General features: G+C 54.2%; 16 protein-coding genes and 1 pseudogene. 15 read left to right on the plus strand and 2 right to left on the minus strand.

The features are described 5' to 3' along the window. Window position 1 precedes the first annotated feature (1 nt). Genes ACLJRH_RS22645 through ACLJRH_RS22670 form a run of 6 tightly spaced genes read left to right on the plus strand, consistent with a single transcriptional unit; the run spans window position 2 to window position 4,623 of the window. Entirely contained in the window at window positions 2–580 is a 579-nt protein-coding gene (locus ACLJRH_RS22645; protein WP_021293752.1) for a phage baseplate assembly protein V, read from the plus strand. Next, a complete protein-coding gene (locus tag ACLJRH_RS22650; RefSeq protein ID WP_021293751.1) occupies window positions 577–936 on the plus strand; it encodes a GPW/gp25 family protein in 360 nt (119 codons plus the stop codon). The genes ACLJRH_RS22645 and ACLJRH_RS22650 overlap by 4 nt, the downstream gene beginning before the upstream one ends. After that, the gene (locus ACLJRH_RS22655; protein WP_023171075.1) at window positions 923–1,831 is read left to right on the plus strand and encodes a baseplate assembly protein; all 909 of its coding nucleotides are present in this window, start codon (window positions 923–925) and stop codon (window positions 1,829–1,831) included. Before ACLJRH_RS22650 ends, ACLJRH_RS22655 begins: the two co-directional genes overlap by 14 nt. Beyond that, entirely contained in the window at window positions 1,824–2,429 is a 606-nt protein-coding gene (locus ACLJRH_RS22660; protein WP_021293749.1) for a phage tail protein I, read from the plus strand. Before ACLJRH_RS22655 ends, ACLJRH_RS22660 begins: the two co-directional genes overlap by 8 nt. Then, the gene (locus ACLJRH_RS22665; protein ID WP_031623795.1) at window positions 2,426–4,081 is read left to right on the plus strand and encodes a phage tail protein; all 1,656 of its coding nucleotides are present in this window, start codon (window positions 2,426–2,428) and stop codon (window positions 4,079–4,081) included. The genes ACLJRH_RS22660 and ACLJRH_RS22665 overlap by 4 nt, the downstream gene beginning before the upstream one ends. Before the next feature lie 2 nt (window positions 4,082–4,083). Next, window positions 4,084–4,623 carry a tail fiber assembly protein gene (locus tag ACLJRH_RS22670; protein WP_023171104.1) on the plus strand — a complete coding sequence of 180 codons (540 nt, stop codon included), beginning with the start codon at window positions 4,084–4,086 and terminating at the stop codon, window positions 4,621–4,623. Window positions 4,624–4,626: 3 nt separating this feature from the next. Here ACLJRH_RS22670 and ACLJRH_RS22675 read toward each other — a convergent pair whose 3' ends face one another. Then, entirely contained in the window at window positions 4,627–5,244 is a 618-nt protein-coding gene (locus tag ACLJRH_RS22675; protein WP_077915194.1) for a tail fiber assembly protein, read from the minus strand. After that, window positions 5,214–6,167 (minus strand): annotated as a pseudogene (locus tag ACLJRH_RS22680) (phage tail protein); the annotation flags it as partial. The pseudogene ACLJRH_RS22680 and the gene ACLJRH_RS22675, both read right to left, overlap by 31 nt. Before the next feature lie 65 nt (window positions 6,168–6,232). Between ACLJRH_RS22680 and fin the strand changes: the two are divergent. The 9 genes from fin (at window position 6,233) to ACLJRH_RS22725 (ending at window position 13,747) form a co-directional block, all read left to right on the plus strand. Continuing rightward, window positions 6,233–6,790: a serine-type DNA invertase Fin gene (fin, locus tag ACLJRH_RS22685; RefSeq protein WP_021293543.1), complete on the plus strand. Its 558-nt coding sequence runs from the start codon at window positions 6,233–6,235 to the stop codon at window positions 6,788–6,790. Between the two features lie 102 nt (window positions 6,791–6,892). Further along, on the plus strand, window positions 6,893–8,065 hold the full coding sequence (locus ACLJRH_RS22690; protein ID WP_021293542.1) for a phage tail sheath protein: 1,173 nt from the start codon (window positions 6,893–6,895) through the stop codon (window positions 8,063–8,065). Window positions 8,066–8,074: 9 nt separating this feature from the next. Then, window positions 8,075–8,590, plus strand: coding sequence for a phage major tail tube protein (locus ACLJRH_RS22695; protein WP_001207647.1), 516 nt, complete (start codon window positions 8,075–8,077; stop codon window positions 8,588–8,590). Window positions 8,591–8,644: 54 nt separating this feature from the next. Next, window positions 8,645–8,947, plus strand: coding sequence for a phage tail assembly protein (locus tag ACLJRH_RS22700; protein ID WP_001280962.1), 303 nt, complete (start codon window positions 8,645–8,647; stop codon window positions 8,945–8,947). A gap of 14 nt (window positions 8,948–8,961) precedes the next feature. Next, complete coding sequence (locus ACLJRH_RS22705; RefSeq protein ID WP_000763316.1) at window positions 8,962–9,081, plus strand: GpE family phage tail protein; 120 nt, start codon at window positions 8,962–8,964, stop codon at window positions 9,079–9,081. Next, window positions 9,074–11,881, plus strand: coding sequence for a phage tail tape measure protein (locus ACLJRH_RS22710; protein ID WP_023223497.1), 2,808 nt, complete (start codon window positions 9,074–9,076; stop codon window positions 11,879–11,881). Before ACLJRH_RS22705 ends, ACLJRH_RS22710 begins: the two co-directional genes overlap by 8 nt. After that, window positions 11,878–12,363, plus strand: coding sequence for a phage tail protein (locus tag ACLJRH_RS22715; protein ID WP_023171106.1), 486 nt, complete (start codon window positions 11,878–11,880; stop codon window positions 12,361–12,363). Before ACLJRH_RS22710 ends, ACLJRH_RS22715 begins: the two co-directional genes overlap by 4 nt. Further along, the gene (locus ACLJRH_RS22720) at window positions 12,360–13,460 is read left to right on the plus strand and encodes a phage late control D family protein (protein ID WP_021293540.1); all 1,101 of its coding nucleotides are present in this window, start codon (window positions 12,360–12,362) and stop codon (window positions 13,458–13,460) included. Before ACLJRH_RS22715 ends, ACLJRH_RS22720 begins: the two co-directional genes overlap by 4 nt. 68 nt (window positions 13,461–13,528) lie before the next feature. Then, window positions 13,529–13,747 (plus strand): ogr/Delta-like zinc finger family protein, encoded by a 219-nt coding sequence (locus ACLJRH_RS22725; protein WP_000980498.1) that lies wholly within the window; start codon window positions 13,529–13,531, stop codon window positions 13,745–13,747. Window positions 13,748–13,844: the final 97 nt, after the last annotated feature.

The raw sequence follows: 13,844 nt of genomic DNA on the forward strand, positions 1-13,844 counted from the left end.
CATGAACGCACAACTAACAGAAATTATGCGCCTTATCACCAACCTGATCCGCACCGGCACCGTGACCGAGGTGGACCGGGAGAACTGGCTGTGCCGGGTGAAAGTGGGCGAGCTTGAAACTAACTGGATTAACTGGCTGACGCTGCGTGCCGGTGGTGCCCGTACATGGTGGTGCCCGTCGCCGGATGAGCAGGTGGTGGTGCTGAGCATGGGCGGCAATCTGGAAACCGCTTTTGTGCTGCCCGCCATCTACTCCAATCAGTTTGCGCCGCCGTCGGATTCTGTGGACGGCTGCGTGACGGAGTACCCGGACGGGGGCTGGTTTGAGTACGAACCTGCCACCGGGCGGTGGCATGTCCGGGGTATCAAATCCATGGTGATCGAGGCGGCGGACAATATCACCCTCAAAACCGGTGAGTTTGTGGTGGAGGCTGACACAACACGCATTAACAGCGAGATGGTGATCAACGGCGGCGTCACCCAGGGCGGCGGCGCAATGAGTTCTAACGGGATCGTAGTTGATGACCATGAGCATACTGGTGTTCTGAAAGGCGGCGCTAACACGGGAGGTCCGGTATGACGTTGTATATCGGTATGAGCAGGAATGACGGGCAGGCCATTGCAGATACAGACCATCTGCGCCAGTCGGTACGGGATATTCTGCTGACGCCGCAGGGCAGCCGTCTTGCCCGCAGAGAATATGGCTCCCTGCTGTCTGCACTGATTGACCAGCCGCAGAACCCGGCGCTGCGCCTGCAGATTATGTCTGCGGTCTATGTGGCGCTGAACCGCTGGGAGCCGCGCCTCACGCTGGACTCTATCACCATCAGCAGCAATTTTGATGGCTCCATGGTGGTTGAGCTTACCGGGCAGCGCAACAACGGAGCGCCGGTTTCCCTTTCCGTATCAACAGGAGCAGACAATGGCAGTGATTGACCTTTCCCAGTTGCCTGCGCCGCAGATAGTGGACGTGCCGGATTTTGAGACGCTGCTGGCTGAGCGCAAGGCCGCTTTTGTGGCTCTTTATCCTGTGGATGAACAGGACGCGGTGCGGCGCACGCTGGCGCTGGAATCTGAACCCGTCACCAAGCTGCTGCAGGAAAGCACATACCGCGAAATCCTGCTGCGCCAGCGTATTAACGAGGCTGCGCAGGCGGTGATGGTGGCCTATTCGATGGGAAATGATCTTGAGCAGCTGGCAGCCAACTGCAACGTGAAACGTCTGACGGTAGTGCCTGCTGATAATGATGCAGTACCGCCGGTCGCCGCAGTGATGGAAGATGATGAGGCGCTGCGCCAGCGCATCCCTGCAGCATTTGAGGGACTGTCTGTTGCTGGCCCTACGGGAGCCTATGAATTTCACGCCAGAAGTGCGGACGGACGTGTGGCAGATGCCAGCGCAACCAGTCCGGCCCCTGCAGAGGTGGTACTTACCGTGCTGAGCCGTGAGGGTGACGGTACAGCAGTAAAAGACCTGCTGGATGTGGTTGAAAAAGCCCTGAACAGTGAGAGTGTACGCCCGGTGGCTGACCGTCTGACGGTTCGTAGTGCGGAGATCATACCGTACCGGGTGGAGGCTACCATTTTTCTTTATCCGGGGCCGGAAGCGGAGCCTGTTATGGTGGCGGCAAAAGCCAGCCTGCAGAGGTACATCGCCAGTCAGACGCGGCTGGGACGTGATATCCGCCGCAGCGCCATTTATGCCGCGTTGCACGTGGAGGGCGTCCAGCGTGTGGAGCTGACGTCCCCTCTGGAGGATGTGGTGCTGGATAAGACACAGGCGGCATCCTGTACCGAATGGAGCGTTACCAACGGGGGCACGGATGAATAGTCTGTTGCCGCCGGGTTCGTCGCCGCTTGAGCGCCGACTGGCGCAGACCTGCAGCGGGATTTCCGATCTGCAGGTATCGCTGCGTGATTTGTGGAACCCGGCAACCTGCCCGATCAGATTCCTGCCTTATCTGGCCTGGGCGTTTTCCGTTGACCGCTGGGATGAAAGCTGGACAGAAAATGTCAAACGCCGTGTGGTGCAGGATGCTTTCTATATCCATCAGCATAAAGGAACAACCAGCGCCGTGCGGCGTGTGGTGGAGCCGTTCGGCTTCCTGATCCGCATCATTGAGTGGTGGCAGACCGGCGAAACGCCGGGGACGTTCCGTCTGGATATTGGCGTACAGGATCATGGTATCACCGAAGACACCTATCTGGAGCTTGAGCGCCTGATAAGCGATGCCAAACCATGCAGCCGCCACATGACAGGTATGTCCATTAATATGCAGACCAGCGGCCCTTACTGGGTTGGCGCAGCCAGCTACCTTGGCGAAGAAATCACGGTGTATCCGTATATCAACGAAACCATCATTTCCGGCGGCACCGCATATGAAGGCGGGGCAGTCCATGTTATTGACACAATGAGAGTGAACCCATGAGCGCAAAATTTTATACCCTGCTGACGGACATCGGCGCGGCGAAACTGGCAAGCGCCGCCGCGCTCGGTATCCCGCTGAAAATTACCCATATGGCGGTGGGAGACGGTGGCGGTGTGCTGCCCACACCCAGCGCACAACAGACCGCGTTAGTTGCTGAGAGGCGCCGCGCAGCGCTGAATATGTTGTATATCGACCCGCAGAACAACAGCCAGATTATTGCTGAGCAGGTAATCCCGGAAACTGAGGGCGGGTGGTGGATTCGTGAGGTCGGCCTGTTTGATGAAACCGGTGCGCTGATCGCTGTGGGCAACTGCCCTGAGAGCTACAAGCCGCAGCTGACAGAAGGGAGCGGACGTACGCAGACTGTGCGCATGGTACTGATTACCAGCAGCACCGATAACATCACCCTGAAAATTGACCCTGCAGTAGTGCTGGCAACCCGTAAATATGTAGATGATAAGGCGCTGGAGCTGAAGGTATATGTAGACGACCTGATGGCAAAGCATCTTGCTGCACCGGACCCGCATTCACAGTATGCGCAGAAGGACAGCCCGACACTCACAGGGATTCCAAAGGTACCGACGCCAGCGGCGGGTAACAGCACTAAACAGATTGCAAACACGGAATTTGTGGCATCGTCTATCGCGGCAATGGTGGATTCTGCGCCTGCAGCACTGGATACGCTGAACGAGCTGGCAGCGGCTCTGGGGAATGACCCGAACTTTGCCACGACGATGATAAACGCTCTGGCTGGAAAGCAACCGCTGGACAATACGCTGACGAATTTAAGCGGAAAAGATGTCGCCGCGCTTCTCCAATACCTCGGTTTAGGCGAAACGATAAATCTGGCAAAAAATGCCGTCCCGGCGACACGGCGGGTTAACAGTAAACCACTGACCGGTGATATCACTTTGTCAGCTGCTGATGTGAATGCATTCGCGCTGGGGATGACGGGAGACTACACACTGGAAAATGACAAATCAGTCGGCTGGAACTGGAAAAGCGGGGTTTACAACGTTCCTACTGGAGGTGCATCCAAGCTGATTTTGCATTTTAATATGAATATCGGCAGTTGTCCGGCAGTGCAGTTTTGTGTGAATTACAAGAATGGCGGTATTTCCTACCGTTCGGCACGCGACGATTTTGGCTTTGAACTTGACTGGACTGAATTTTATACCACAACACGAAAACCATCCGCAGGTGATGTCGGTGCATTACCTGTTAGTGGTGGCGTAATTAACGGTAATCTCGGTATCGGTACACCTAATATATTGGGAGGTAGTTCTATTGTATTAGGCGATAACGATACCGGCTTAAAACAAAACGGCGATGGCCTACTGGATATTTATGCTAATGGTGTTCAGGTATTCCGCTTTCAGAACGACACACTGGAGAGTAAAAAATCCATCAATGTTACCGGACGATTAACGCCAACAGACTACGGTAATTTCGACAGCCGATACGTACAGGATTTCCGTCTGGGTAGTTATGAATCTGGACAGGCATGGATGGGCCCGGGATTCAGTGATACACCTGGTTATGTACTGACAGCGGCAACTAACGGCAATGGTGATGAGCTTATTGACGGTCTCGGAAGACGTCCAATGCAAAAATTGATTGGCAACCAGTGGTATAACGTGACGAGTGTTTAATTATGATGCATCTAAAAAATATCGTAGCCGGTAATCCAAAAACGCCTGACCAGTATCAACTCACTAAAAAATTTGGTGTGGTTTGGCTGTATGATGAAAAAGGTAAGAACTGGTATGAGGAACAGAAAAATTTTGCAGCAGACACGCTAAAAGTTGCCTACGACAAAAGTAATATAATTGTGGCAATCAATAAAGATGCGTCGAAAATAAATCCTGAAGGGCGCAGCGTTGTTGAATTACCGGATATCACAGCTAATCGCCGGGCAGATGTGTCAGGACGCTGGATATATGATGGCGAACGTGAGCAGATAATTAGGCGGGTTTATACACCGGAAGAACTGCGCCAGCAAGTAGAAGCGAAAAAGGTAAAACTGCTCGAAGAGGCCGAGACCGTTATTACGCCGCTGGCGCGGGCAGTAAAGCTGGGTATCGTCACCGATGAGGAGCAGCAGCGACTGGTGGCATGGGAACAATACAGCGTTCTGGTCAGTCGGGTGGATACATCTGCCCCTGACTGGCCGGAGAAACCGGCCAGTCATTAATTATTATTGTGGTAATACAGGCCACTGTATTTTATTAAAGGTGGCCTCGTCTGAAATGCCTGTTAAAACCAGTGATTTAAGCTCCCTGATATACGCCATCCATTTAGTCAGGCTGGCCTTATCGTCGTCACTGATTTCACCCAACGCCAGTTCGGTTCGCCAGTCGGCAATGACGCTGTTAGCGGCATCCAGTAGTTTCTGTCGGGTGGTTTCGGCCTTAGCCTGATAATCCACCGGAACGGGTAAAACCTTACCATCTCTGTACAACCATGAGCCATCACCACGGCAATCATCAGGACAGTCAGCAGCATCTATTTCCGCAACAGACATATTAACCGGCCACAGCATTGATACAGCATATGTGTTTCCACGTTGCGGGACTGGCTTATTAATAACACCCCAGATAACCCCCTCATGGTCGTACATGATTTTTGCGGTATCATCAGAAAATAATGACTGACATTCATACCAGTCCTGCCCGTCTTCTGACTCCAGAAAATATGCACCTATATTTATTTCGGACTGCGTTTTACCCCTGTTTACGGGCGCGTCAATAAGTCTGAAATTTTTAATGTCCTGATATTTTTTCATTATGCCGTCCCCCCTTGTACGGTATACCACTGAATACCTAATCTTTTTTGCAAAGGCGCATAAGCAATGCCATCAATATTTTCGCCTTGATTATCTTTCCAGACGGAGGTAACTACATATCCGGGGGTGTTAGGCCAGGAACCTGCATTGTTCCAGGTAGCCACTGATGTGCCAGCCCCTAATTGAATATCTGCGACGAGATTATTATTCAGATGTGTACTTAGCCAGCCGTTCCAGACATTACCAAAAATATCCCCGTTACCAGCCATGCGTGACGTGCCATTTCCTGCCTGTACTTCGCCTGTAGCTACAGCGTTTCCGTTTACTTTCAGGGAAACCATGCTCTCCACAAGATTACCGATGAAACGTAATACATGTGTGTAGTTCGAGTAAACATCAAGCACGCCATCGCCGTTCTGTTTAAAACCAGTGTCATTATCACCAAGAACGATCGAATTGCCGCCCAGCGCATTATCAGTACCAATGCTTAGCGGACCGTTAAGACGCCCTCCGGCAATGGGCAGCGCCTGAACGTCATTTGCTGTGGGTTTATTAGCTGTGTTGTAGTCAACAATCCACGGGCGGCTGGTATTCGGTACAGTTCCCCAGTCCTGACGCTTTGCGTTAGCGCCCATATGCGCGTAATAGTGCTGAAACCAGACTTCACCGATTTTCTCAACAAACAGATATCCGTAGCTGTACAGCTTGCTGCCATCCGGATAGGTGGGAAAATCCGCAACTGAGTCAGAGTTGGACACTGACACCCGCCACCATCCCGGTGTATTAGCTGATGCCATCGTGCCGTTATCGGTAATTTCTCCGACAGCATCGGCGGAAATGGCCCCAACATCTGACGCCCATAAAGTGATATCACCGGTCAGTGGTTTACTGTTAACCCGCCGTGTCGCCGGGACGGCATTTTTTGCCAGATTTATCGTTTCGCCTAAACCGAGATTTATGAAAATGCAGAAAACGGTCGTAAATGGCATGATCCCAGCCTTTTGCGAGGGGGCCTGTTGTGCAAATTGGCTATGTACGGGTGTCAACAAATGACCAGAACACCGATTTACAGCGAAACGCGCTGAATTGCGCAGGATGTGAACTGATTTTTGAAGACAAAATAAGCGGGACCAAAGCAGAAAGACCCGGATTAAAAAAGTTACTCAGGACGTTATCAGAAGGGGACACGCTGGTTGTATGGAAGTTAGATCGCCTGGGTCGCAGTATGCGTCATCTGGTCGTTCTGGTAGAGGAGCTACGGGAGCGTGGCATTAATTTCCGCAGTCTTACGGATAGCATAGATACTTCCACACCAATGGGACGTTTCTTTTTCCATATCATGGGCGCACTCGCTGAAATGGAACGTGAATTAATTGTGGAAAGAACCCGCGCTGGGCTGGCAGCAGCAAGGGAGCAGGGGCGAATTGGTGGCAGGCGTCCAAAGCTCACTCCGGAGCAATGGGAGCAGGCCGGACGGTTGCTTGCCGCCGGTGAAACTCGTCATCGTGTTGGATTACTTTTTGATGTTAGCATTTCCACTCTTTACAAGAAATTCCCTGTAAATCAGTCGCGTTGAAAGTGGCGATATTGTACCAGTACTGACACATCGTGAAATACGTGCGCCGCACGCCTGGCAACCAGAACATAAGGTATCCCTGTCAACCGGAGAGACTGCCTTATGGCTCAGGATTACCACCACGGGGTGCGCGTTGTTGAAATCAACGAGGGCACCCGACCTATTACCACGGTGAGCACTGCCATCGTGGGCATGGTCTGCACCGGCGATGATGCTGATGCGTCCGTGTTCCCCCTCAATAAGCCGGTCCTGCTGACTGATGTGCTCACCGCCAGCGGTAAAGCGGGGGAGTCTGGCACGCTGGCCCGCTCGCTGGACGCGATTGCAGATCAGGCAAAACCCGTGACTGTCGTTGTGCGTGTGGCGCAGGGAGAAACCGAAGCGGAAACCACCTCCAATATTATCGGCGGCGTAACTTCCGACGGTAAGAAAACGGGCATGAAAGCGCTACTGTCGGCGCAGTCGCAGCTCGGTGTCAAGCCGCGCATTCTTGGGGTGCCGGGACATGACACTCAGGCCGTTGCTACTGAACTGCTGGGCGTGGCGCAAAGCTTGCGCGGGTTTGCCTACCTTGCTGCTAATGGCTGCAAAACGATGGAGGAAGCTATTGCCTATCGCGAGAATTTCAGTCAGCGCGAGGGAATGCTGATCTGGCCTGATTTCATCAACTTTGACACCGTACTGAAAGCAGACGCGACGGCTTACGCCTCCGCCCGTGCGCTCGGCCTGCGTGCCAAAATCGACGAGCAGATCGGCTGGCATAAAACCCTGTCCAATGTGGGTGTGAACGGTGTCACCGGCATTTCCGCTGATGTGTTCTGGGATCTGCAGGACCCGGCAACCGATGCGGGACTGCTGAACAAAAATGACGTCACCACATTGATCCGCAAAGACGGCTTCCGCTTCTGGGGTTCCCGTTGTCTCAGTGACGATCCGCTGTTTGCCTTTGAGAACTACACCCGCACGGCGCAGGTGCTGGCTGACACTATGGCGGAGGCGCACATGTGGGCGGTGGATGGCGTGCTTAATCCGTCGCTGGCCCGCGACATTATTGAAGGACTACGCGCCAAGATGCGCAGTCTGGTCAACCAGGGATACCTGATTGGTGGTGACTGCTGGCTGGATGAGTCTGTTAACGATAAAGACACCCTTAAAGCCGGGAAACTGACCATCGATTATGACTACACGCCGGTGCCTCCGCTTGAAAACCTGATGCTGCGCCAGCGCATCACCGATCGTTACCTGGTCGATTTTGCCAGCCGTGTCGCTGCATAAGGGGGAATCATGGCTTTACCACGCAAGTTAAAACACCTGAACCTGTTCAACGACGGGAACAACTGGCAGGGGATCGTTGAGTCTCTGACCCTGCCGAAATTTACCCGCAAGTTTGAGAAGTATCGCGGCGGCGGTATGCCGGGCGCAGTGGATGTGGACATGGGGCTGGATGACGGTGCACTGGACACGGAATTTTCAATCGGCGGTACCGAGCTGCTGTTATTTAAGCAGATGGGCAAGGCAACCGTTGACGGTATCCAGCTGCGTTTCACCGGTTCCATTCAGCGTGACGATACCGGCGAAGTGCAGGCCCTTGAGCTGGTTGTGCGCGGGCGCCATAAAGAAGTGGATTCCGGCGAGTGGAAAACCGGCGAGAGCAGCACCACCAAAGTCAGCAGTACCAACAGCTACGCGAAGCTGACCATTAATGGTGAGGTGCTCTATGAGGTCGATCTGGTCAACATGGTAGAAATCGTTGGCGGCGTGGACCTGATGGAAGCACACCGTAATGCCCTCGGCCTCTGATTAACCTTAACGGCGCGGGCAGCCGCGCCAGTATTTCATTAACAGGATACGAACATGAGCGACAAGCTGACTGAAAAGACCGTAAAACTGGATACCCCCATCATGCGCGGTAAAGCTGAAATTACCGAAATTGTGCTGCGCAAGCCTCAGTCCGGCGCACTGCGTGGCACCCGTCTGCAGGCCATTATGGATATGGACGTGGGCGCAATGATGACTGTGATCCCACGAATCTCCACCCCGACGCTGACCGCGCAGGAAATGGCAGAGCTGGACCCCGCCGATCTCACCGCGCTGTCGGTAGAGGTGGTGACTTTTTTGTTGAAGAAGTCGGTGCTTGCCGGTTTACCGACAGCCTGACGATTGATGATCTTGTGGCGGACATCGCCACCATCTTTCACTGGTCGCCATCCATCACTGACGTTATGCCGCTGACTGAGGTGCTGGCGTGGCGGCATAAGGCAATTCAGCGAAGCGGGGCCAGCGATGAGTGACAATAACCTGCGTCTGCAGGTGATTCTTAATGCGGTTGACAAGCTCACCCGCCCATTTCGATCCGCGCAGGCCAGCTCAAAAGAGCTGGCTACAGCGATTCAGCAAAGCCGCGCCCGTTTAAAAGAATTAGATGCTCAGGCGGGCCGCATTGACGGTTTCCGCAAGGCCAGCGCGCAGCTGGCAGTCACCGGTAACAGCCTGAAAGCCGCACGCGAAGAAGCTGCAAAACTTGCCACGCAATTCTCTGCCACCAACCGCCCGACGGCGGCGCAGGCACGGTTGCTTGAGCAGGCAAAAAACCGCGTTACGGAGTTACAGAGCAAATATAACGGTCTACGTCAGTCGGTGCAGCGCCAGCGTCTTGCGCTCAATGAAGCCGGGCTGGACACGAAAAAGCTCAGTAGTGCGCAGCGGGAACTGCGGCAGAATGCCGACGAAACCCGGCAGGCCCTGGACCGGCAGCAGAAATCCCTTAAACGCCTGGGCGAACAGCAGGCGCGAATGAACACCGTCCGCGATCAGTATTCACGCCGTCTTGAGGTGCGGGATCGCATCGCCGGGGCAGGGGCTACCACTACGGCTGCGGGGGTGGCAATGGGCGCACCTGTTGTGGCGGCAGTTAAGAGCTACGCCAGCATGGAAGATGCCATGAAAGGCGTGGCAAAGCAGGTAAACGGGCTGCGGGACGATAATGGCAACCGTACAAAACAGTTTTATGACATGCAGGATGCCATCAAGGCCGCCAGCGAACAGCTGCCGATGGAGAACGGCGCTATAGACTATGCCGCGCTGGTTGAAGGTGGTGCTCGCATGGGGGTGACCAATCAGGACGATCCTTACGAAGAGCAGAAACGTGACCTGCTGGCTTTTGCATCCACGGCGGCAAAAGCGGCAACGGCCTTTGAGCTGCCCGCAGATGAACTGGCAGAAGGGCTGGGGAAAATCGCGCAGCTCTATAAAGTTCCGACGCGCAATATTGAACAACTGGGCGATGCGCTGAACTACCTGGACGATAACGCCATGTCAAAGGGTGGGGACATTATCAACGTCCTGCAGCGTATGGGAGGCGTGGCTGACCGCCTTGACTTCCGAAAGGCCGCGGCGCTGGGTTCAACATTCCTTTCTCTTGGGGCTGCCCCGGAAATCGCCGCCAGCGCCTCTAATGCCATGGTGCGTGAACTGTCCATTGCCACCATGCAAAGTAAACGATTTTTTGAAGGCATGAATCTGTTGCAACTCAATCCGGCGGAGATTGAAAAGCAGATGACCACCGATGCCATGGGCACAATTCAGCGGGTTCTGGAGAAGGTCAACAATCTGCCGCAGGATAAACGTCTGTCAGCCATGACAATGATTTTTGGCAAAGAGTTTGGCGATGATGCGGCAAAGCTGGCTAACAACCTGCCGGAGCTGCAACGCCAGCTGAAACTCACATCAGGTAGTGGTGCTAATGGCTCCATGCAGAAAGAATCCGACATTAACAAGGATTCATTGTCTGCGCAGTGGTTGCTGGTTAAGACGGGCGCGCAGAACGCTTTCAGCAGCCTGGGGGAAACGCTGCGCCAGCCGCTGATGGATATTATGGGCATGGTTAAGCGCGTGACCGGGGCGTTGCGTCGCTGGGTTGAGCAGAATCCCGTGCTGGCTGGCACGCTGATGAAAGTGGCGGCAGCTACGGCAGCCATTACTGTTGGGTTGGGGGCGCTGGCAGTGGCGGTGGCTGCTGTGCTGGGACCGCTGGCGGTTATCCGGTTTGGCCTGTCCATGCTGTCAGTTAAAGCGTTACCTTCTGCAGCCGCCGCTGCCACACGTACAGGTAGCGTGCTGCGTTTGTTGATCTCTGGTCCGCTGGCTTTGCTGCGCGTGGCATTATTTGCTGTTGGTAGCCTGCTGGGTGCGTTGCTCAGTCCTGTAGGGCTGGTTGTGGCTGCACTGGCAGGCGTGGCGCTGGTTATCTGGAAATACTGGCAGCCCATCAGTGCATTTCTGGGGGGCGTGGTGGAAGGGTTCAAAGCCGCTGCTGCGCCCATCAGCGCCGCCTTTGAGCCGCTCAGACCCGTGTTTCAGTGGATTGGTGACAGGGTGCAGGCCTTGTGGGGCTGGTTCAATGATTTACTTACCCCGGTTAAATCCACTTCCGAAGAACTGAACAGTGCAGCTGCAATGGGGCGTCGGTTTGGTGAGGCGCTGGCGGAAGGTCTGAATAGGGTGATGCACCCACTTGAGTCACTTAAATCCGGTGTGTCATGGCTGCTGGAAAAGCTCGGTATTGTCAGTAAGGAGGCGGCAAAGGCGAAACTACCTGCGCAGGTTATGCAGCAGCAGTCCGCCACAGTGAACAGTGACGGCAAAGTGGTGCTGCCGCCAGGCGGGTTCCCGGCTTACGCGGGGATGTACGACACGGGCGGGATCATTCCACGCGGGCAGTTTGGCATTGTCGGAGAAAATGGCCCTGAAATTGTGAACGGACCGGCAAATGTTACCAGCAGGCGGCGTACTGCTGCGCTGGCCTCTGTCGTTGCTGGCGTGATGGGGGTAGCTGCGACACCTGCAGAAGCGGCTCCGCTTCATCCGTTCAGTCTGCCTGCGAGGACATACCAGACGCAGCCAGTTAAGGCTGACAGCCCGCCGTCAGTTATTCGTTATGAGATAAATGCGCCCATTCATATCGTCGCGCAGCCGGGACAGAGTGCGCAGGATATTGCCCGTGAAGTGGCACGCCAGCTTGACGAGCGGGAGCGCAGGGCCAGGGCAAAAGCACGCAGCAATTTCAGCGATCAGGGGGGGTATGAATCATGATGATGGTGCTGGGTTTATATGTATTTATGCTGCGCACTGTCCCTTATCAGGAACTGCAGTATCAGCGCAGCTGGCGACACACCGCCAACAGCCGGGTGAACCGCCGCCCGTCAACGCAGTTTCTTGGCCCGGATAATGATTCACTGACACTGTCCGGGGTTCTGCTGCCGGAAGTGACCGGAGGCAGGCTGTCATTACTGGCGCTTGAACAAATGGCTGAACTGGGCAAGGCATGGCCTTTGATTGAAGGCTGTGGAACCATTTACGGCATGTTTGTTATTGAGAGTCTGAGCCAGACAAAGACGGAGTTTTTTGCCCGCGGAATGCCCAGGCGCATTGAGTTTACGATCACCCTCAAACGGGTTGATGAGTCGCTCTCTGACATGTTCGGGAGCCTGAGTGACCAGCTCAGCAACCTGCAGGACTCCGCAGCATCTGCTATTGGGGGGATTAAAAACACGGTTGGAGGATTGCTGCAGTGAACGTTAATTCTGATCTCCTGAATCTGAACAGCAAAAGCCCGGCTTTCAGTATCACCATCGAAGGCAAAGACGTGACGACGGTGATGGACGCGCGCCTGATGAGTTTGACACTGACGGATAACCGGGGCTTTGAAGCGGACCAGCTTGATCTGGAGCTGGACGACGCCGACGGGCTGATCGCCCTGCCGCGACGTGGGGCTGTGATTCAGCTGGCGCTGGGATGGAAAGGACAGCCGCTTTTCCCTAAAGGGGCTTTTACCGTAGATGAAATTGAACACAGCGGAGCCCCTGACCGGCTGACCATCAGGGCGCGTAGCGCAGATTTCCGTGAAACCCTCAATACACGGCGCGAAAAATCATGGCATCAGACAACGGTGGGGGAGGTGGTAAAGGAAATCGCCGCCCGGCATAACCTCAAAGTGGCGCTGGGTAAAGACCTGACGGATAAGGCGCTGGATCATATGGACCAGACCAATGAAAGCGATGCAAGTTTTCTGATGAAACTGGCGAGACAGTATGGGGCGATTGCTTCCGTTAAAGACGGGAACCTGCTGTTTATCCGGCAGGGACAGGGAAGAACGGCAAGCGGCAAGCCGCTGCCGGTTATCACCATCACGCGCAAAGCCGGTGACGGTCATCGGTTCACCCTTGCTGATCGTGGTGCCTATACCGGTGTTATTGCCAGCTGGTTGCATACGCGTGAACCCAGGAAAAAAGAGACAACCCGTGTTAAGCGTCGCCGAAAGAAAACCACCACACTCAAAGAGCCGGAAGCAAAACAGGGAGATTATCTGGTGGGAACGGATGAAAACGTGTTGGTTCTTAATCGTACCTACGCCAACCGGAGCAATGCAGGGCGCGCAGCAAAAATGCAGTGGGAACGTCTGCAGCGCGGGGTTGCTTCATTTTCCCTGCAGCTCGCTGAGGGGCGGGCTGATCTCTATACGGAAATGCCGGTGAAGGTGACGGGATTTAAGCAGCCGATTGATGATGCAGAATGGACCATTACCACCCTGACGCATTCTGTCAGCCCGGATAATGGATTTACGACCAGCATGGAGCTTGAAGTAAAGATTGATGATCTTGAAATTGAATAATTTGTTCTCAATATTGAATTATGATGTATCATTATTGCGATTTCGGCAAAAGTGGTGGGATAACAGCAATGATGAACTGTCCAGAGTGCGGTCATGCAGCACATACCAGAAGCAGCTTTCAGGTATCAGCTACGACAAAAGAACGTTACAACCAGTGCCAAAATATAAATTGTGGCTGTACGTTCGTTACTCATGAAACGTTTGTACGGCACATTATAAAACCGAATCTAATTTCTTCTGCGCCACCACATCCGGGAAAAGGTGGTCAAGGCCACATGAGTTTCTGAACAGAACCCGCTTTAATGGCGGGTTTTTTGTTGTCGCCAGTCCGACACGCTGTCGCCATTTTGCCGCCACCACCAAAGAAAAAGGGGCTACGTTTTC

The organism is Salmonella sp. SAL04162 (assembly GCF_046551535.1).
Taxonomy (GTDB): Bacteria; Pseudomonadota; Gammaproteobacteria; order Enterobacterales; family Enterobacteriaceae; genus Salmonella; species Salmonella enterica.